Annotated in this window: 20 protein-coding genes; 6 read left to right on the plus strand and 14 right to left on the minus strand. The window is 64.4% G+C overall.

What is annotated here, in order from left to right:
* Positions 1 to 197 precede the first annotated feature (197 nt).
* Together GDN70_RS07795 and GDN70_RS07800 are read right to left on the minus strand one after the other, a co-directional pair.
* Entirely contained in the window at positions 198 to 1,040 is an 843-nt protein-coding gene (locus GDN70_RS07795) for an NlpC/P60 family protein (RefSeq protein WP_152102363.1), read from the minus strand.
* The gene (locus GDN70_RS07800; RefSeq protein ID WP_152102364.1) at positions 1,033 to 2,406 is read right to left on the minus strand and encodes a M17 family metallopeptidase; all 1,374 of its coding nucleotides are present in this window, start codon (positions 2,404 to 2,406) and stop codon (positions 1,033 to 1,035) included. Before GDN70_RS07800 ends, GDN70_RS07795 begins: the two co-directional genes overlap by 8 nt.
* 200 nt (positions 2,407 to 2,606) lie before the next feature.
* Between GDN70_RS07800 and GDN70_RS07805 the strand changes: the two genes are divergently transcribed.
* Positions 2,607 to 2,810, plus strand: a complete 204-nt coding sequence (locus GDN70_RS07805) for a hypothetical protein (RefSeq protein WP_018318792.1) — start codon at positions 2,607 to 2,609, stop codon at positions 2,808 to 2,810.
* 234 nt (positions 2,811 to 3,044) lie between these two features.
* The gene (locus tag GDN70_RS07810) at positions 3,045 to 3,860 is read left to right on the plus strand and encodes a tetratricopeptide repeat protein (protein ID WP_038950029.1); all 816 of its coding nucleotides are present in this window, start codon (positions 3,045 to 3,047) and stop codon (positions 3,858 to 3,860) included.
* A 75-nt stretch (positions 3,861 to 3,935) separates the two neighbouring features.
* On the opposite strand, the gene GDN70_RS07815 is transcribed toward GDN70_RS07810, so the two are convergent.
* From GDN70_RS07815 to GDN70_RS07855, 10 genes are all read right to left on the minus strand, one after another.
* Positions 3,936 to 4,910, minus strand: coding sequence for a type II secretion system F family protein (locus tag GDN70_RS07815; RefSeq protein WP_028142105.1), 975 nt, complete (start codon positions 4,908 to 4,910; stop codon positions 3,936 to 3,938).
* A 9-nt stretch (positions 4,911 to 4,919) separates the two neighbouring features.
* Positions 4,920 to 5,897, minus strand: a complete 978-nt coding sequence (locus tag GDN70_RS07820; protein ID WP_028142104.1) for a type II secretion system F family protein — start codon at positions 5,895 to 5,897, stop codon at positions 4,920 to 4,922.
* A gap of 10 nt (positions 5,898 to 5,907) precedes the next feature.
* The gene (locus GDN70_RS07825) at positions 5,908 to 7,377 is read right to left on the minus strand and encodes a CpaF family protein (protein WP_028142103.1); all 1,470 of its coding nucleotides are present in this window, start codon (positions 7,375 to 7,377) and stop codon (positions 5,908 to 5,910) included.
* Positions 7,378 to 7,398: 21 nt separating this feature from the next.
* A complete protein-coding gene (locus tag GDN70_RS07830) occupies positions 7,399 to 8,667 on the minus strand; it encodes an AAA family ATPase (protein WP_095424672.1) in 1,269 nt (422 codons plus the stop codon).
* Positions 8,664 to 9,398: a CpaD family pilus assembly protein gene (locus GDN70_RS07835; RefSeq protein WP_028142101.1), complete on the minus strand. Its 735-nt coding sequence runs from the start codon at positions 9,396 to 9,398 to the stop codon at positions 8,664 to 8,666. Before GDN70_RS07835 ends, GDN70_RS07830 begins: the two co-directional genes overlap by 4 nt.
* A 20-nt stretch (positions 9,399 to 9,418) precedes the next feature.
* Positions 9,419 to 10,894, minus strand: a complete 1,476-nt coding sequence (locus GDN70_RS07840) for a type II and III secretion system protein family protein (protein ID WP_028142100.1) — start codon at positions 10,892 to 10,894, stop codon at positions 9,419 to 9,421.
* An 11-nt stretch (positions 10,895 to 10,905) separates the two neighbouring features.
* Entirely contained in the window at positions 10,906 to 11,703 is a 798-nt protein-coding gene (gene cpaB / locus GDN70_RS07845; protein ID WP_028142099.1) for a Flp pilus assembly protein CpaB, read from the minus strand.
* Positions 11,704 to 11,831: 128 nt separating this feature from the next.
* On the minus strand, positions 11,832 to 12,356 hold the full coding sequence (locus GDN70_RS07850) for a prepilin peptidase (protein WP_028142098.1): 525 nt from the start codon (positions 12,354 to 12,356) through the stop codon (positions 11,832 to 11,834).
* 123 nt (positions 12,357 to 12,479) lie between these two features.
* Positions 12,480 to 12,626 carry a hypothetical protein gene (locus GDN70_RS34870; protein WP_162832269.1) on the minus strand — a complete coding sequence of 49 codons (147 nt, stop codon included), beginning with the start codon at positions 12,624 to 12,626 and terminating at the stop codon, positions 12,480 to 12,482.
* Between the two features lie 71 nt (positions 12,627 to 12,697).
* Complete coding sequence (locus GDN70_RS07855; RefSeq protein ID WP_007599783.1) at positions 12,698 to 12,862, minus strand: Flp family type IVb pilin; 165 nt, start codon at positions 12,860 to 12,862, stop codon at positions 12,698 to 12,700.
* A gap of 269 nt (positions 12,863 to 13,131) precedes the next feature.
* Between GDN70_RS07855 and GDN70_RS07860 the strand changes: the two genes are divergently transcribed.
* The 4 genes from GDN70_RS07860 (at position 13,132) to GDN70_RS07875 (ending at position 16,068) form a co-directional block, all read left to right on the plus strand.
* On the plus strand, positions 13,132 to 13,959 hold the full coding sequence (locus GDN70_RS07860) for a sterol desaturase family protein (protein ID WP_028142097.1): 828 nt from the start codon (positions 13,132 to 13,134) through the stop codon (positions 13,957 to 13,959).
* Between the two features lie 150 nt (positions 13,960 to 14,109).
* The gene (locus GDN70_RS07865; RefSeq protein ID WP_038950036.1) at positions 14,110 to 14,607 is read left to right on the plus strand and encodes a pilus assembly protein N-terminal domain-containing protein; all 498 of its coding nucleotides are present in this window, start codon (positions 14,110 to 14,112) and stop codon (positions 14,605 to 14,607) included.
* 229 nt (positions 14,608 to 14,836) lie between these two features.
* A complete protein-coding gene (locus GDN70_RS07870) occupies positions 14,837 to 15,418 on the plus strand; it encodes a TadE/TadG family type IV pilus assembly protein (RefSeq protein ID WP_038950038.1) in 582 nt (193 codons plus the stop codon).
* A gap of 23 nt (positions 15,419 to 15,441) precedes the next feature.
* Complete coding sequence (locus tag GDN70_RS07875) at positions 15,442 to 16,068, plus strand: TadE/TadG family type IV pilus assembly protein (RefSeq protein ID WP_028142094.1); 627 nt, start codon at positions 15,442 to 15,444, stop codon at positions 16,066 to 16,068.
* 102 nt (positions 16,069 to 16,170) lie between these two features.
* Here GDN70_RS07875 and GDN70_RS07880 read toward each other — a convergent pair whose 3' ends face one another.
* Both GDN70_RS07880 and infA read right to left on the minus strand, forming a co-directional pair.
* Positions 16,171 to 16,383 carry a cold-shock protein gene (locus tag GDN70_RS07880; protein ID WP_028142093.1) on the minus strand — a complete coding sequence of 71 codons (213 nt, stop codon included), beginning with the start codon at positions 16,381 to 16,383 and terminating at the stop codon, positions 16,171 to 16,173.
* Between the two features lie 258 nt (positions 16,384 to 16,641).
* Positions 16,642 to 16,929 carry a translation initiation factor IF-1 gene (gene infA / locus GDN70_RS07885; RefSeq protein ID WP_008131890.1) on the minus strand — a complete coding sequence of 96 codons (288 nt, stop codon included), beginning with the start codon at positions 16,927 to 16,929 and terminating at the stop codon, positions 16,642 to 16,644.
* Positions 16,930 to 16,943: the final 14 nt, after the last annotated feature.

The raw sequence follows: 16,943 nt of genomic DNA on the forward strand, positions 1-16,943 counted from the left end.
GCACCTCCTAAAGCCAGAGAAAGACTGGCGCCGCGTTTCGTTCCGCAAATCTCCTCAGATGTAACGTTGTTCCGTAGCTGCGCCGCAAGGTAAACCATACTTCCGGTGCCAATGCGCAGGTTCCGTCAGCAACCGCGTCCGAAACCTGTTCGGATGCCGAGAACAAAGATCGGGTATGATCCCCGCGATCCACGGCCCTAAAGCCGCTTGATCGCGACGACCTCGCTGCCGGCCTGCCTGATCCGCGCAATCGCAGGCTCGATCGCCTCGATCACCGTCGCCATGTGATGCGCGTTGGCGTGAACCATCGTGCTGCCATCGCGGACGATGGCGACATGGCCCTTCCAGAAAATGAGATCGCCGCGCAGCAAGCTGCTGCGCTCATGCGGCTCCAGCGCGCGGCCGAGCCCCGCCTGCTGCATGTCGCTGTCGCGTGGGCAGCCGATGCCCGCTGATGTCAGCGACACCTGGACGAGGCCGGAGCAATCGATGCCGAAACTGCTTTTGCCGCCCCAGAGATAGGGCGTGCCGGCGAAGCGTTCGGCGACCGTCACGAAATCCGGCTCGCGATGATCGAGCGGGGCGAGATGGGCCTTGGGCAAATATTGTCCATCGCGCGTCACGGCGAAGCTGCCGTCCTCGCGCGCCACAGCCAGCCTGGATCCCATCACGAGCGTATCGGCCGGCGGCAGCTTGATCGAGGGACCGGGGAAGACGAACGTCCGCAGCGCGCTGACCACATGGGTCGGCGTCGCCGAGGGTTTCATGAGCGCTGCATCCGGCAGCCAGCCGACATAGCCATCGCCATTGAGCTGGCCCCACGCCCAGCCCTCGCCGTTGCGGTCGTAGACCGTGACGCGTTCGCCGCGCAGCGCCTCCGTCATCAGCATCGCGCCCGACGACGGCTGCTCGCGCACCGGCGCGACCGGATCGACCACCTCGAATTCCTCGCCGGTGACGAAGCGATCAGCCTCGACCTTGCCTTCGAGATATTTCGCGGCGAGGTCGCCCCGCGCCGGGGTTATTCGCGGATCATGCATAGCGCTCGCTCAGCAAGGTGTAGATGGCGCGTGCGGCCTGGCACTCGCCGCCTTCGGGACGGGCCGGCTTTGCCGACGGCGTCCAGCCGTAGATGTCGACATGCAGCCAGCTCTTCGCCTGATCGACGAAGCGCTGCAGGAACAGCGCGCAGGTGATCGAGCCGGCAAAGCCGCCTGATGGTGCGTTGGTGATGGTAGCGGTCTTGGAGTCCAGCCAGGAATCGTAAGGCGGCCACAACGGCATGCGCCACAACGGATCGTTCTCCTGCATCGCGCAGCGCGATAGGTCGGCGGCAAGGCTCTCATCATTGGTGTAAAAGGGCGGCAAATCCGGTCCCAGCGCGACACGCGCGGCACCGGTCAGCGTGCCCAGATCGATCAGCAGATCGGGCTTTTCCTCATCAGCCAGCGCCAGCGCGTCGGCGAGCACCAGCCGGCCCTCCGCATCCGTATTGCCGATCTCCACCGTGATGCCCTTGCGCGAGGTGAAGATGTCGAGCGGGCGGAAGGCGTTGCCGGCGACCGCGTTCTCCACCGCCGGAATCAGCACGCGCAGCCGCACCTTCAGCTTCGCATCCATCACCATGCGCGCCAGCGCGAGGACGTTGGCCGCGCCGCCCATGTCCTTCTTCATGATCAGCATGCCGCTCGACGGCTTCAAATCGAGCCCGCCGGTGTCGAAGCAGACGCCCTTGCCGACCAGCGTCACCTTGGGATGATCGGGATCGCCCCAGCCGATGTCGATCAGCCGCGGCGCGCGGTTCGAGGCCATGCCGACGGCGTGGATCAGCGGGAAGTTCTTCTCCAGATCATCGCCGACGGTGCAGGCGAAGCTTGCGCCGAACTCTGCGGCGAGGTCTTGCGCGGCGGCAGCCAGCTCCGCCGGCCCCATGTCGTTGGAGGGCGTGTTGATGAGGTCGCGCGCGAGCATCGCCGCATCAGCGATCCGCTCGATCTCGGCCGCATCGACGCCATCGGGCGGCACCAGCCGGACGTCGGGCCTGTCAGCCTTGCGGTACCGCGCGAAGCGGTAGCGCCCGATCGCAAAGGCGAGCGCCGCCAGCCGTGCATCGTGGGGTGCATTGGCAAAGCGATAGATCCCCGGCGGCAGCAGGCCGGGCAGGGCGCCGGGCCGGAACAGGTCGCGCGATCTCGCCCCCTCGTCCTCGAGGCCGAACAGCACCTGTGCGATTGCGCCGTCGGGCGCAGGCAGCGCCAGATAGGCACCCGGCTTGGCGGCAAAGGCGCATGCCGCGGCGAACGCGCGTTGCTGCGGCGGCAGCGTCTCGGCGACCTGATCCCAGCTCGATTTGGTGACGAAGGTGATCGGGATGGCGGCGGGTGACGTCTCGAAGACAGAAGGCATTGGCGGGTCCGGATCGTCAGATCAAACGGGTCATGCGAATGGATGAGACTTCGCAGAGTTTCGCCGCGGCTGCAATCGGCTTTGCTGTCACCGTTCAGCGAGCCGCTACTCGCGGCGAGGGGGGCATGCTAGGTTCCGGCAACGGTCGCCAGAGTTGGAGATCAGGCGACCGACGACAAAGCGCGCCGGGAGGAAATGCAATGGAATTTGTGTGGAGCGTGGTCACATTCATTGGCGAGGCCATCGAGGCGATTTTCGGCTATGTCGAGCACCACCATTGGATCTTCGCGTTCCTTGCCGGCGGTTACGTCTTCTATCTCCACGACCGCTCCGTCCACGCGCGGTTCGATGCGCTCGACAGGCGCGTCGACGAAATCCGCAAACGGCTTGCCATCGAATATTGATCGGGCAAGACGAAAACGTCGTCGCACGGATCTCGTATCTCGTGTTGAGGGCTGCCGTTCCCGAGAGCGCGGCCTCGACCTGCTGCTGGATTGCAACCGCTCAAGCCTGACGACGCTTGCGAGCGGGAGTATCGACGAGAGCACGGCCCGGGGGCCGTGTTAACCGGCCGTTAGGGTTAACAGTCTATTGCTGGCGCGTTCGGCTCGATCAATCGGCTCGAGAGTCAAAGCGTCATGCGTCTACGGTTCAGTCTTGCCCGGCTTCTTGCGTCCACCTCGCTGGTCGCGGCGGTGGCCATGGGCCTCGGCGGCTGCACGGGCATGTCGAAACTCTCCGACGTGACGGGCTCGATCGGCGGACCACGGGCAGAGGCGACTCCCACCGATCCGGCGCGCGCCGTCGAGGTCTATGGCGAGCGCTACCGCGCCAATCCCAAGGACGCCGATGCCGCGCTCGCTTACGGTCAGGCGTTGCGCGCCAACGGTCAGCGTGCCCAGGCCGCCGCTATGCTCGAGCAGGCGACCATCGCGAATCCCGGCAACAAGGCGCTGCTCGCCCAATATGGCCGCGCCCTCGCCGACAACGGCAATTTCCAGCAGGCCTACGATGTGCTGTCGAAAGCGCATTCGCCTGACAATCCGGACTGGCGCCTGCTCTCGGTGCAGGGCACCGCACTGGACCAGATGGGCCGCCACGAGGAGGCGCGTTCCTACTACGCGAGCGCGCTCAAGATCGCACCGGGTGATCCCGGTGTGCTCTCCAATCTCGGCCTGTCCTACATGTTGTCGAGAGACCTTCCGAAGGCCGAAGAGGCGCTGCGGCAGGCCTACGCCTCGCCGCGTGCGAGCATCCGGGTGCGGCAGAATCTCGGCCTTGTCGTCGGTCTGCAGGGCCGCTTCGCCGAAGCCGAGACCATCGTAAAGGCAGATCTGCCACCGGATCAGGCCGCGGCCAACGTCGCCTATCTCAAGGAGATGCTCAGCCGCAGCGACGCTCCCCGCGGCGCACCGAAGCGGACGCCGGTCGCCTCGCTCAGCCAACCCGACTGATCAGAGCTGATCGTCTCTTCTATCGTCTCATCCTGAAAGCTGCCCGCGAGCCGCATGCGCGGCCCGGGTCCCGCGTCATTGCATCTCGGAGATCTTGATGCCGGTCGGTCCAAGAATGACCACGAACAGCACGGGCAGGAAGAACAGGATCATCGGCACGGTCAGCTTCGGCGGCAGGGCGGCAGCCTTCTTTTCAGCCTCGTTCATGCGCATGTCGCGATTTTCCTGCGCCATGACGCGCAGGGAATGTCCGAGCGGGGTGCCGTAACGCTCCGCCTGCTGAAGCGCGAGACAGACCGATTTGACGCCCTCGAGTCCGGTGCGTCGCGCCAAATTCTCGTAAGCGACCTTGCGATCCTGCAGATAGGATAATTCGGCCGTGGTCAGCGTGAACTCCTCCGACAGCGCGATCGACTGTCCCACGATCTCGGTGGCGACCTTCCGGAACGCCATCTCGACTGACATGCCGGATTCGATGCAGATCAGAAGCAGGTCGAGCGCGTCGGGAAAGGCGCGCTTGATCGAGAGCTGGCGCTTGGAGATCGCATTCCTGAGGAACAGCATCGGCGCCTGGAGGCCGAGATAGGCGGCGCCGATGCAGATGCCGATCTTGATCGGCATGGCCTGCTGCAGATGCGCGATCAAGAAGACGTAGACGACCGAGCCGATGAAGAGCACCATCGGCGCGACCATGCGGGCAAACAGGAAGGTGATGTAGGGCGCCTGACCGCGGTAACCCGCCATGATCAGCTTGTCGCGCGCAGCTTCCTGCGCGAGCCATTTGGTGAGGTTGAAGTCCTCGACGACCTTGGAGACGAGCTGCTTCGGCGTCTGGCGCAGCGTGACCTTTTCATTCTTGTGAAGGCGCTCACGCTCGCGCTGCCGGATGCGCTCGCGCTCGCTCGCCACCGCCTTCATGCGCTTGGAGAGGCCCTCGCCGGCGAACAGGGGCATCACCAGCGTATAGACGGTGGCGCTGGCGGCAATGGCCGCCAGCATCATGGTCATGAAGTGGACGTCATGTAGTTTCGCGACGAGAAACTGGACCATACTGCACCGTCAGAAATCGAAATTGATCATCTTCTTCATCACCATGATGCCGACCGCCATCCAGACGACGCAGCCGACCAGCATGAGCTGGCCGGTGGGATGGGTCCACAGCACCGAGATGTAATGTGGCGTCGTGAGATAGACGAGGAACATCACGATCGGCGGCAGCGAGCCGATGATGCCGGCCGAGGCCTTGGCTTCCATCGACATGGCCTGGATCTTTTCCCTCATCTTCTTGCGGTCGCGCAGCACCTTGGAAAGGTTGCCGAGCGCTTCGGAGAGGTTGCCGCCGGATTTCTGTTGGATCGAGATGACGATGCCGAAGAAGTTGGCCTCCGGCAACGGCATGCGATCATAGAGCCGCGAGCAGGCCTCGCCGAGCGGCATGCCGATCGCCTGGGTCTCGATGATCGCCAGAAACTCGCTGCGCAGCGGCTCGGGCGCGTCGGCCGCGACGACCTTGATCGATTCGAACAAGGGCAAGCCTGCCTTGATGCCGCGGACGATCACGTCGACCGCATCGGGCAGTGCCGCCAGGAACTTGGCCTCGCGGCGCTTTTTCAGGAAGCCCAGTGCCCAGCGCGGCAGGCCGAAGCCGCCGGCAAAGGCGAGGCCGGCAGCACCGATCAGGCCGCCGCCGGCGAACAGAGCGGCTGCGAAGAACGCGCCCGCCACGGCGGCGGAGACGATCCAGAACTTCTGTGGCGTCCAATCGAGCCCCGCCTGCGACAGGCGGACGGGGAGCGGAGCGCTCTTCTCCTGCAGGCGTCGCGCCTCGAGATCCTTCAGCGTGGTCTCGACCTGCTCGCGGCGCGAGCGCTGGGTCTTCTCGGCCTGGCGGGCCGTGGGCGCCTCGGCGCGGGAGATCGAAGCGCGGCGGCTTTCGGCCTTTCGTTCCCCGGACAGCAGCGGATAGAGGAAGACCCAGGCGATGCCGCCGACCGCTGCGGTGGCAAGGAATGCGAGGGCGAGGACCTGCATGTTCATGCTGAACTGCTCACGTCTTCGGCGCGACTTCCGCCGCGTCCAGCGCAGCGGCAAGGCGCTTCTCGTCGCCGTAATAGCGGGCGCGTTCCCAGAATTTCGGACGGCCGATGCCGGTCGAGCGGTGCCGGCCGATGATCTTGCCGTTGGCGTCCTCGCCGATCATGTCGTAGAGGAAGATGTCCTGGGTGATGATGGTGTCGCCTTCCATGCCCATCACCTCGGTGATGTGGGTGATGCGGCGCGAGCCGTCGCGCAGGCGCGCAGCCTGGACGATGACGTCGATGGAGGCGCAGATCATCTCGCGGATGGTGCGTGAGGGAAGCGAGAAGCCTCCCATCGTGATCATGGATTCGCAGCGCGACAGGGCTTCGCGCGGGTTGTTGGCGTGCAGCGTGCCCATCGATCCGTCATGGCCGGTGTTCATGGCCTGGAGCAGGTCGAACGCCTCGGGTCCGCGGACCTCGCCGACGATGATGCGCTCGGGGCGCATACGCAGGCAGTTGCGCACCAGCTCGCGCATGGTGATCTGGCCTTCGCCTTCGATGTTGGGCGGTCGGGTTTCCAGCCGCACCACGTGAGGCTGCTGGAGCTGGAGCTCGGCGGCGTCCTCGCAGGTGATGACGCGCTCGTCATGCTCGATATAGTTGGTCAGGCAGTTGAGCAGCGTGGTCTTGCCGGAGCCGGTGCCGCCGGAGATCAGCACGTTGCAGCGGACGCGACCGATGATCTGGAGGATTTCGGCGCCTTCCGGCGAGATCGCGCCGAACTTGACCAGTTGATCGAGCGTCAGCTTGTCCTTCTTGAATTTGCGGATGGTGAGCGTGGGGCCGTCGATCGACAGCGGCGGCACGATGGCGTTGACGCGGGAGCCGTCGGCAAGGCGCGCGTCGCAGATCGGCGAGGATTCGTCGACGCGCCGGCCGACCTGGCTGACGATGCGCTGGCAGATGTTGAGGAGCTGCTGGTTGTCGCGGAAGCGGATTCCCGTGCGCTGGATTTTGCCGGCGACTTCGATGTAGACGGTGTTGGCGCCATTGACCATGATGTCGGCGATGTCGTCGCGCGACAGCAGTGGCTCGAGCGGGCCGTAGCCGAGAACGTCGTTGCAGATGTCGTCGAGCAGTTCCTCCTGCTCGGCGATCGACATCACGATGTTCTTGATCGCGATGATCTCGTTGACGATGTCGCGGATTTCCTCGCGCGCGGACTCCGAATCGAGCTTGGCGAGCTGGGCGAGGTCGATTGCCTCGATCAGCGCGCCGAAGATGGTCGCCTTGACCTCGTAATAATTGTCCGACCGCCGGCTCTCCATGGCCGGAGGCGGCGGCGCCTTGGCAGGCGCAAGCGGCGGCGAGGCGACGGCCGGCGGAGGCGGGGCGCGCGACACCGTCGGCGCCGGAGCCTGGGCAGGCTCGGGCGACACGGCGCCGGGCTTGGGCGCCCGAAGGTCGGTGTCTGTTCCGCTACGCTTACCGAACACTTAACAACTCCATGCGGCGGCTTATTTTCCCCGCAACTTGTCAATCAGGGGTGAAAGCAGGGACGACTTTTGCTTCTTGGTCTCGCTTCGGCCGGTCAGGCGCTGGGCGATCTGAAGGAACATCTCGATCGACTTGTGGTTGGCGGAGATCTCCGCGATCATCTGGCCGTTGTTGGCGGCCGAGCCGAAGATCTGCGGCTCGAACGGGATCGAGACGATCGGCTGGCTCTCGATCGCCTTGGCGAACTCCGCGGCGGCGATTTCGGGGCGTTTCGGCACGCCGACCTGGTTCAGGCAGTAGAGCGGTGGCCGGTCGTTGGGGCGCGCGGCCTTCAACAGATCGAACAGGTTCTTGGTATTGCGCAAATTGGCGAGGTCGGGCGCGGCCACGATCAGGATGTCGTCCGCTCCGATCAGGGCGCGCTTGGTCCAGCCCGACCATTGATGCGGTATGTCGAGCACGATGCAGGGCATGGTGGAGCGCAGGGTGTCGAACACGGCGTCGAAGGCGTCGGTGCCGAAATCATAGACCCGGTCGAGCGTCGCCGGCGCCGCCAGCAGGCTGAGATGGTCGGTGCATTTCGACAGCAGGCGGTCGATGAAGGCGGTGTCGACGCGATCGGGCGAGAACACGGCGTCGGCAATGCCCTGCGGCGGGTCCTGGTTGTAGTCGAGCCCGGCGGTGCCGAAGGCGAGGTCGAGATCGGCGACGACGGCGTCCATGGCGAGGTCGCGCGCGATCGCCCAGGCGATATTATGGGAGATGGTGGAAGCCCCGACGCCGCCCTTGGCGCCGACCACGGCGATGATGCGGCCGACCGCCTTGGCTTCCGGTGCGGAAAACAGGTTGCAGATCGAGCGCACGACATCGATCGCGCCGACCGGCGCGAGCACGTAGTCGCTGACACCGCGTCGCACCAGCTCACGGTAGAGTGTGACGTCGTTGATGCGGCCGATCACGACCACGCGGGTGCCGGCGTCGCAGACGGTGGCGAGCTGGTCGAGCCCGCCCAGCAGGTCGTTGCGTCCGTCGCTTTCGAGCACGATGACGTTCGGCGTCGGGGCCGAGCGGTAGGCCTCGGTTGCAGCGGCCATGCCCCCCATCTGGATCTTCAGATGGGCCTTGCCGAGACGGCGGTCTTCGCCGGCCGACTGGACCGCAGCAGCAGTCTCCACGGTCTCGCAGAAGGCCTGGACCGAGACGCGCGGCGCGGGCGCAATATGCTCCTCGACTGGCGGAGGAGCTGCGTCCGGCTGCTCTTCGTGTATCTGGCGAGCGTAGCTGATCATTTGCCGGTGTCGCTGAGTTTGGCCTTGTCGGCCTCGGGATAGGTGGTCGTCGTCGTGACACCCTTGCGATACTTCTCGAGAGCGGTGATGCGCCGCGGCGTGTAGGACGGAGTTTCAGGCCGCGGCTGCTCGAGGTCCGACGGATTGTCGACCATCGCCGCGAGGTTGCGCTGATAGGCGCAGCCGTAATTGTAGTAGTCCTTGTTCTCGAACCACCTCTTGTTCTTCATCGAAGGGCCGACGTCTTCCGGCCACAGGCCGCAGGGACCCGCGACCGCGGCGATCTTGGAATAAGTGAGCCGGATCGGCGGCAGGAAGCGCTTGTCTTCCGGCTGGTAGGGCCGAACATTGACGCCGCGCGGCGGAACGCCTGCTCCCGCCAGCATCGCCTGGATTTCACGCATCGTGTCCGCGACCGGACGCGCATTGGGCGTGCCGGACGGCACGTCGATACGGATGGCGCCCGTGCCTTCGTGCAACCATGCCGATGCGACACCCATCACGTCCGCGCGCTGGGCGGCGGTCAATCCGCCGCGGGCATGGCCGACGAAGACGACGATCGAACGATTTTGCTCCTCGATCGCGATCGGATGGCGCTGCTTGTAGTCGTCGGGAATGGAGGCCGTGACGGCTTCGTCATGCTGGCACCCGCCGAGCGCGAGCGCCATGCCGATGAGCGCGCCACCGAGACGGATGGCGCGTTTGCGAAGCTGGGGTGGTCTTGTGATCATCGTGAAGTCCCCGTTCCGCCTCAGTCGGTGATGAAGCCGTAGGTGCCGCGGTAGTTCTTGGCCGGCTCGGTCCGGCCGGGCACGCCGTAGATGCGGTTGATATTGCCGAGCAGCTGGGCCTGTGGATCCGCAGGCGGGGCGAAGCCGTCATCCGGCCGCGACAGGTCCTTTGGCGCCACCGCGCGAACGACGTAGGGCGTCACGATCACGACCAGCTCGGTCGCGTTGTTGACGAAGTCGCGGCTGCGGAACAGCGTGCCGAGGACCGGGAGCTGCATCAGTCCCGGCAATCCGCTGACTGCCTGCTTGGTCTGCTGCTGGATCAGGCCGGCCATCGCCATCGCGCCGCCGGAGGGAATTTCCAGCGAGGTCTCGGCACGGCGGGTCCTGATCGAGGGCACCGTCACCGAGTTCACCGACGTCGAGGTCACGGCCTGCGACAGCGTGATCGCATTCTCGTTCGACAGCTCCGAGACCTCGGTCATCACCCGCAGGCTGATCTTGCCTTCGCTCAGCACCACGGGGGTGAAGTTGAGCGAGATGCCGAACTTCTTGAAGCTGATCTGGGTGGTACAGACATGCGTGGTGGGATCGCACGCATAGCCCGCCGGCACCGGGAATTCGCCGCCGGCGATGAACGTTGCCGATTCACCGGAGATCGCGGTCAGGTTCGGTTCGGCCAGCGTGCGGATCACGCCAGCGGTTTCCATCGCGCGCAGGGTGGCCTGCACCGACGGCGCCGCGCCGAACTTCGTGGTCAGATTGTTGCCGTCCACGAGGTTGTGGCCGAGAGCGGTGAACGGATTCGAGTTGGAGAAGCTCACCACCGACGTGCCGTAGTTGAGGTTCGCGGTCAGGTCGATGCCGAGCTGCTTGACGATGTTGCGCTGGACTTCGGCCACCGTCACCTTGAGCATGACCTGGTCGCGGCCGCGGACCACGATCGAGTTCACCACCTTGTCGGCGCCGCCGGCCAGGCGCGCGGCGAGGTCGTTGGCCTGCTGCGCTTCCATCGGGTTCGCCGCCGTGCCGGTCAGGACGATGCCGTCGCCGAGTCCGTCGATCTGGATGTCTGAATGCGGCAGGACCTGCTTCAGCGCCGCCCGCACACCGTTGAGGTCGCGCTTGACGGCGATGTCATAGGCCGCGATCTGCTGGCCTGCAGAATCGAAGAACACGATGTTGGTCTGGCCGAGCGCGGCGCCGATGATGTAGGCGCGCTGCGCCGAGCGGACCACCGCATTGGCGATCTTGGGGTCAGCGACCAGCACGTCCTTGATGTCGCGCGGAAGGTCGATCACCACGGACTTGCCGATGCCGAGCGAGAGGAAGCGGGCGTTCATCTGACCGTCGGCAGCGGCCGGCGCGCCGGGGCGATAGTCGGCGGCGACCACGGGGGTCAGCACCGGGTTGAATGCCAGCGCGAAGGCGGCCGAGAACGACAGGGCGCGGACCAATGAGGTTCGCATCGTCGCTATATCTGCCCTGCATTTCATGTCGCCTGTCCTCATCGTGCTTTCGCCGTCGAGCTCGGAATGCCGTAGCGAATGATCGAGACGCCGTCGCGCTTCTGGGCGGATTCGTCGAGCGTGATCTCGCTCATCTTGACGTCGGCAATGCTGCGCAGCGCCAGCGAGAGCGTTCCGGCCTGACGGGCCGAAGAAAGCGCCTGGGTCTGTGCGGAAGTGAGTTCCAGGGTCACGGTCTTGCCGACCACGGCGTTCTGGCCGTCCTTCTCCTTCGGGGCCTGGTCGATGGCGAGGACGCGCACATTGACCAGGATGATCTCGGACGTGACGACGTCCTGGCCCCCGGAGGCCTGGTCCGGGTTCTTGAGGCGGCGCGTGAGCAGGACGTCGACGCGGTCATTGGGCAGGATGAAGCCGCCTGCGCCGGTCTCCGGCGAGATTTCGGTCGAGATGGCCCGCATGCCGCTGGGCAGGATGGCCGCCATGAATCCGGAGCCCTCGGCCTTGACCAGCTTCTGGTCGCGGATCGGCTCACCCTGAATGAAGGGGGCGCGCGCGATCGAACCGGTCACCTGGGTCACGCCCTCGGGACGCTCGTTGCGGCGGATGAAGGTGGCGCTGGCGGTCGCGGCCGGCCAGGTCTGCCATTGCAGATCTTCCGGCTTCACGGTCTGGCCGAGGCCGATGTCGTTCTTGGCCACGAGGACGTCGACGGTCGGAAGCTGCGCGACCGGCGCCGGAGGCGGCGCAGAATTGTCCGAGCCGCTCGCCAGGTACGCGGCGACACCGCCGGCGCAGATGGCGACCGCCAGGACGACAATGCGTGCCCTATTCATACGCTTCACTTTCCAACAAAACGCCGCGACGCTGACGCCGCCGTAATCGGCAGTTGACCAGCTATTCGTCAAAGCATGGTTAATGAGGCGTATCTAAATCGCCTTAACGCCGGGTTTACCCGGTGCGTTCAGCGCAGCGCGAGGTGAGCGAGATCAATCGCCTTCACCCATTCGGTCTCCGGGTAGACCATCAGCGCACTCAGTGCGAGCGCGATGCCGTAGGGGATGCCGCTCTCCTTGGCATGCAGCCGGGCGAGCCAGGCCTGGCCCGCCAGCCCGTAGGGCAGCGGCCATTGCCGGAACTGGAGCAGGAGCAGCGTCAGCGCCCCGCCGAACAGCGAGGCGTAGAGCAGGAAGTTCATCAGTTGTGCGAAGCCGAACCAGAGTGCGACGGAGGCCGCGACCTTGGCGTCGCCGCCGCCGACCCAGCCCATCGCAAAACAGGTGAAGGCGATGACCAAAAGAAGCGCGCCGGCGCCGACATGACTGAGCATCTCGTAAGGTGCCATGCCACCGGCGAGGGCAAGTGCGAAGAAGCCAGCGACCAGCGCCAGCGACACGCGGTTCGAGATCGTCATCGTGAAGAGATCGCTCGCGGCTGCAAACGCCATCAGGGCCGGAAAGAGCAGAAGGCGCGCAAGGTCGAGGATCATGGCTGCGTCTTGAGGCCTGGGTTTGCCGCGGGAATTGGGCGTCGGGCGATGCTAGCCGGCAGTGCTAAACAAACCGACAACGGCAGCAAGCGACCCACGCGGCTGAAACCGCGGAACGCGTCGTTACCAGAGGCTGGCAATGCGCACGGCGAGCGCGGCCGTCGCAAGCAGCAGCGCAAGGCAGACCCAATAGACCGGCGAGCCGGCCTGAGCCGCCGCCGTCTCGTTTGCCGCGATCGCGGCATCGGTTCTGTACTTACGCAACGCCACTGGAAACTCGCCGTCTTCGGAAAAACAAAGGCCCCGGAGATCCGGGGCTTTTGCCGTCGTTCGTCGGTCGCTTACTTCAGCGAGCTGCTGATCGAGGTGAACTTGGCGTTCAGCGTGGTGCCGAGGTTGTTGACGACGGTGATGATGGCCAGCGCGATGCCGGCGGCGATCAGACCGTATTCGATGGCGGTGGCGCCGGATTCATCCTTCGCGAAACGTGCAATCAAGTTCTTCATGAACATAACTCCATCTGGGGTGGGGATCGCCTCGTTCGGCGCCGTCTTTGACCCGATGACCATGAGAGCCGAGCTCTTTCGGTAGAGTTAATTCGATCGGGCAAACCCGCTTGCTGCGCGATGCTTTGGCCCAGAGTGAATTTCGTCTTAAGGCGGCGCCTGTAATTCGTTCCGGTTCCAGATGTACCGTCGGCGCAGCACCGGCTTCACGCTCCCTTAAATTTAGCGGCGTAGGCGTAACAGAGCTGGAATTCGCAAGAGAGGCGACGATGTCGAGCCTGCCCATGCAAGTCGCCCTGATGCTCGGCGAGACCATCGTCAAGGTGATCCCCGTCACCTTCGCACTCGCGGCGGTCTTCACCGTGCTCGAGCATTTCTGGGCCTGCAATGCCGGCGCGCCGTGGTGGCGCAAGCGCGAGATCGTCACCGACATCTGCTACTGGTTCTTCGTTCCGGTGTTCGCCCGCACGATGCGGATCGGACTTCTGATCGTCGGCGCGAGCCTCGTCTTCAACATCCACGACGCCGACGAACTCATCGCCTTCTACGACAATGGCCACGGCCCGCTGTCGTTGATGCCGCTCTGGGTCCAGGCCGTATTGTTCCTGGTCCTGTCCGACTTCATGCTGTACTGGCTGCACCGGCTGTTCCACGGCGGCGGGTTCTGGAAGTACCACGCGATCCATCACTCCTCGGAGGAGATAAGCTGGATTTCGGCGGCCCGCTTCCATCCCGTCAATCTCGTGCTCGGCACCATCGGCGTCGACGTCGTGCTGCTGATGGCCGGCATTTCCCCGAACGCGATGGTCTGGCTCGCCCCGTTCACGACCTTCCATTCGGCCTTCGTGCACGCCAACCTGAACTGGAGCTTCGGGCCGTTCAGATATTTGTTGGCGACGCCGGTGTTCCACCGCTGGCACCACACCTCGCTCGAGGAGGGCGGCGACACCAATTTTGCCGGCACGTTCCCGATCTGGGACGTTCTGTTCGGCACCTTCCGTATGCCCGAGGGTAAACTGCCGCAGGATTACGGCAAGGACGAAGCGACCATGCCGAAGGAGATCGCGGGCCAGTTCGCCTATCCATTCCGCCGCTAGCCTCGAAGGCGGTAAAACGCCAGTCTGTTCAAACAATAGTCGGCGAGTTTGCGGAACGTTCACGAATTAAGGGCAGGTTAGCCGGGTCGGGCACTGGCTCTGTTGTATCGAGTCGCTTCTGCCGGTTTGTGACGTCCCGGGGGTAAGAGTATGCGTAAAGAATTGCTGCGCCGTCGGGCGCGCGTTTGTCTTCTGGTTGCGGCCGCGGTGCTGGCATCGCCGGCTGCCGGCCTTGCCGACCCCACCGCCGACACCATCGCTGTCAATGTCGACCAGGCCAAGCTGGTGCGGCTGCCCGGCAAGGTGGCGACCATCGTGGTCGGCAATCCCCTGATCGCCGACGTCACGCTCCAGCCCGGCGGCATGATCGTCGTGACCGGCAAGGGCTATGGTGCCACCAATTTCATCGCGCTCGACCGGGCCGGCGAGATTCTGGTCGATCGCCAGATCCAGGTCGAAGGTCCGAGCGACCGGCTCGTCACCGTCTATCGCGGGATCGAGCGCGAGTCCTACAGCTGCGTGCCGCTTTGCCAGCGTCGCGTGACGCTCGGCGACAGCGACACCTACTTCAACAACACGATGAGCCAGGCCGGCTCGCTGAGCGCCAGCGCCAGCGGTGGTGGTGGCGGTCCGCCCAAGTCCAACTAGCGGCACCGATCGGCGGGTTTGCCCGGACAGTATCCTGGCAGACCGCTTTGCAGATGCGAGCCAGAGGGCTCTGCGCGCCCGCCGCGCTTTCCGTGGGCTCGGGGCGCTGCTGGTTAACGCATTCTTAACGGCGCGGTCCGCCGGCTGCGGATCGCCTGAAACACTTAAACAATCAGTTTCCGCTATTGAACGGGACAGTTGATCGCCCGTTGCTGGGGAATTTGACGCGATGCCATCGCCTGCACCTACGAGGTTCACACTCCGGAAAGCGCTGGGCCGGTTTTGCGGCAACCGCCGCGGTTCCGCGGCCGTCGAGTTCGCCCTGGTCGCGCCGATGTTCTTCGGGCTGCTGTTCGCCATCATCGAAACGGCGCTCATGTTCTTCGCGAGCCAGGTGCTCGAGACCATCTCGCAAAATTCCGCGCGCGCGATTCTGACCGGCCAGGCGCAAGCGCAGGGCGGTTCGGTGGCGGCTTGTCAGACCACGCCCAACGTTGTCATGGCGTGCGACCAGACGACGTTCAAGGCCTATGTGTGCACGCAGATCCCGGCACTGTTTGATTGCAGCAAACTCTACGTCGACGTCGTGAGCACCAGCTCCTTCGGGGCGCTAAGCCTGACGAACTACGGCGATTCCTGCAATTTCAACCCGACCGGCATGCAGTACAGTGCCGGGACCTCCGGCCAGGTGGTCGTGGTGCGGCTGTTCTATCAGTGGCCGCTCATCGTCACCGGCCTCGGTTACAATATCGGGTGCAGCAACAAACGGCTGATGGTGGCGACCACGGCCTTCAAGAACGAACCCTTCTGAGACAGATGGATCCGAGCGGACCGATGCAGGCGATTGCGAATATCTGGCGGAATGGATGTTGTTCCGTGCGCGACTTCGTCGCCGACAAGCGCGCGCTCGCGGCGACCGAATTTGCGGTCATCGTTCCGCTGATGCTGGTGATGTTCTTCGGCACCGTCGAGTTTTCGTCGGCCGTGGCGATAGATCGCAAGGTCACGTTGATCGCGCGGGCTCTGTCCGATTTGGCATCGCAGTCGGTCAAGCTCACCGATGCCGACATGAAGGATACGTTCACGGCGAGCATCTCGGTCATCATGCCCTACGACGCTACCCTGGTGAAGGGCACGGTCTCCCAGATCCAGATCGATGCCAACAGCATCGCCACGATCCAGTGGAGCAGGGCCGGCACCATTGCGAGCGGTGCGACGCAAGCGACGCTGGCGACCTCGGCCCGCAAGCCCGGCGACAAGGTCACCAGCATGATTCCTGCGTCGCTGTTGATTCCGTCGACCTACCTCATACTCAGCGAGGCAAGCTACACTTACACGCCTTCCGTAGGCTATGTGTTGAAGTCGAGCTTACCCTTGAGCGATGTGTCCTACACCCGGCCGCGTCAGGTCGCCTGCGTTCCCTATCCCTACCCAGATAACAACAACCAAACGACGTGCTGACATCGGCGAGCAGGCGCCAAAATGAAAAAGGCCGTGCGTTGCGCACGGCCTTCTTGCTTTCTTTGGCTTGCGCGAGCCGATCGGGCCAAGCGCCCGGCGGACTCAGCCTTCGGAGCGGAGGTTGTCCGCTGCCGACTTGCCGGAACGGCGGTCGGCCACGATCTCGTAGGAAAGCTTCTGGCCTTCACGCAGCGTGCCGAGGCCCGCACGCTCCACAGCGCTGATGTGGACGAACACGTCCTGGCCGCCGTCGTCGGGCTGAATGAAGCCGAAGCCCTTGGTCGCGTTAAACCACTTCACGGTTCCCATGCTCACGGGGATAGTCCCTTCTCAGATAACACAATGTTAGAGCCTGCTTGCGCAGGCCGGTTAGATCGAATTTTGGAAGGGTCGTCAGCGTGTCTGAACCGGCTGTACCGGTGGATGCTAATGTCGTCCGGCCGAAAATCGATAAATTCATTTTATCGGAATTGAGGCCTCAAAACAATCCGGACATGCACGATTTTTTGATCCGCCGCGATGTCCGCGGCGGATCCACATAAAGGTCGGAATCTTACTTCCGCGCTCAAGCGCCTAGCGACGGCGGAACTGGCCGCCGCGCTGGCCCGGGCGAGGCGGTCCACCCACCCCGCTGGGACGCTCGTCCTTGTGGCGGAAAATCAGCCGGCCCTTCTCGAGGTCATAGGGCGACATCTCCACCGTCACGCGGTCGCCGGCCAGCGTCTTGATGCGGTTCTTCTTCATCTTGCCGGCGGTATAGGCGACGATCTCGTGTCCGGCGTCGAGCTGCACGCGGTAGCGTGCGTCGGGGAGGATTTCGGTGACCAGTCCTTCGAACTGGATCAGCTCTTCCTTAGCCATGAATTTCTCCAGGT

The organism is Bradyrhizobium sp. TM102 (assembly GCF_009176685.1).
In the GTDB taxonomy this organism is placed as follows: domain Bacteria; phylum Pseudomonadota; class Alphaproteobacteria; order Rhizobiales; family Xanthobacteraceae; genus Bradyrhizobium; species Bradyrhizobium ottawaense.

What these genes read in the sequence shown, in the direction of transcription:
- GDN70_RS07870 (WP_038950038.1), top strand. Translation starts at nt 14,837, where the DNA reads ATGCCATCGCCTGCACCTACGAGGTTCACACTCCGGAAAGCGCTGGGC.
- GDN70_RS07865 (WP_038950036.1), top strand. Translation starts at nt 14,110, where the DNA reads ATGCGTAAAGAATTGCTGCGCCGTCGGGCGCGCGTTTGTCTTCTGGTT.
- GDN70_RS07805 (WP_018318792.1), top strand. Translation starts at nt 2,607, where the DNA reads ATGGAATTTGTGTGGAGCGTGGTCACATTCATTGGCGAGGCCATCGAG.
- GDN70_RS07820 (WP_028142104.1), bottom strand. Translation starts at nt 5,897, where the DNA reads ATGAACATGCAGGTCCTCGCCCTCGCATTCCTTGCCACCGCAGCGGTC.
- GDN70_RS07830 (WP_095424672.1), bottom strand. Translation starts at nt 8,667, where the DNA reads ATGATCAGCTACGCTCGCCAGATACACGAAGAGCAGCCGGACGCAGCT.
- GDN70_RS07835 (WP_028142101.1), bottom strand. Translation starts at nt 9,398, where the DNA reads ATGATCACAAGACCACCCCAGCTTCGCAAACGCGCCATCCGTCTCGGT.
- GDN70_RS07815 (WP_028142105.1), bottom strand. Translation starts at nt 4,910, where the DNA reads ATGGTCCAGTTTCTCGTCGCGAAACTACATGACGTCCACTTCATGACC.
- cpaB (WP_028142099.1), bottom strand. Translation starts at nt 11,703, where the DNA reads ATGAATAGGGCACGCATTGTCGTCCTGGCGGTCGCCATCTGCGCCGGC.
- GDN70_RS07810 (WP_038950029.1), top strand. Translation starts at nt 3,045, where the DNA reads ATGCGTCTACGGTTCAGTCTTGCCCGGCTTCTTGCGTCCACCTCGCTG.
- GDN70_RS07875 (WP_028142094.1), top strand. Translation starts at nt 15,442, where the DNA reads ATGCAGGCGATTGCGAATATCTGGCGGAATGGATGTTGTTCCGTGCGC.
- GDN70_RS07840 (WP_028142100.1), bottom strand. Translation starts at nt 10,894, where the DNA reads ATGAAATGCAGGGCAGATATAGCGACGATGCGAACCTCATTGGTCCGC.
- GDN70_RS07850 (WP_028142098.1), bottom strand. Translation starts at nt 12,356, where the DNA reads ATGATCCTCGACCTTGCGCGCCTTCTGCTCTTTCCGGCCCTGATGGCG.
- GDN70_RS07855 (WP_007599783.1), bottom strand. Translation starts at nt 12,862, where the DNA reads ATGAAGAACTTGATTGCACGTTTCGCGAAGGATGAATCCGGCGCCACC.
- GDN70_RS07800 (WP_152102364.1), bottom strand. Translation starts at nt 2,406, where the DNA reads ATGCCTTCTGTCTTCGAGACGTCACCCGCCGCCATCCCGATCACCTTC.
- GDN70_RS07860 (WP_028142097.1), top strand. Translation starts at nt 13,132, where the DNA reads ATGTCGAGCCTGCCCATGCAAGTCGCCCTGATGCTCGGCGAGACCATC.
- GDN70_RS07795 (WP_152102363.1), bottom strand. Translation starts at nt 1,040, where the DNA reads ATGCATGATCCGCGAATAACCCCGGCGCGGGGCGACCTCGCCGCGAAA.
- infA (WP_008131890.1), bottom strand. Translation starts at nt 16,929, where the DNA reads ATGGCTAAGGAAGAGCTGATCCAGTTCGAAGGACTGGTCACCGAAATC.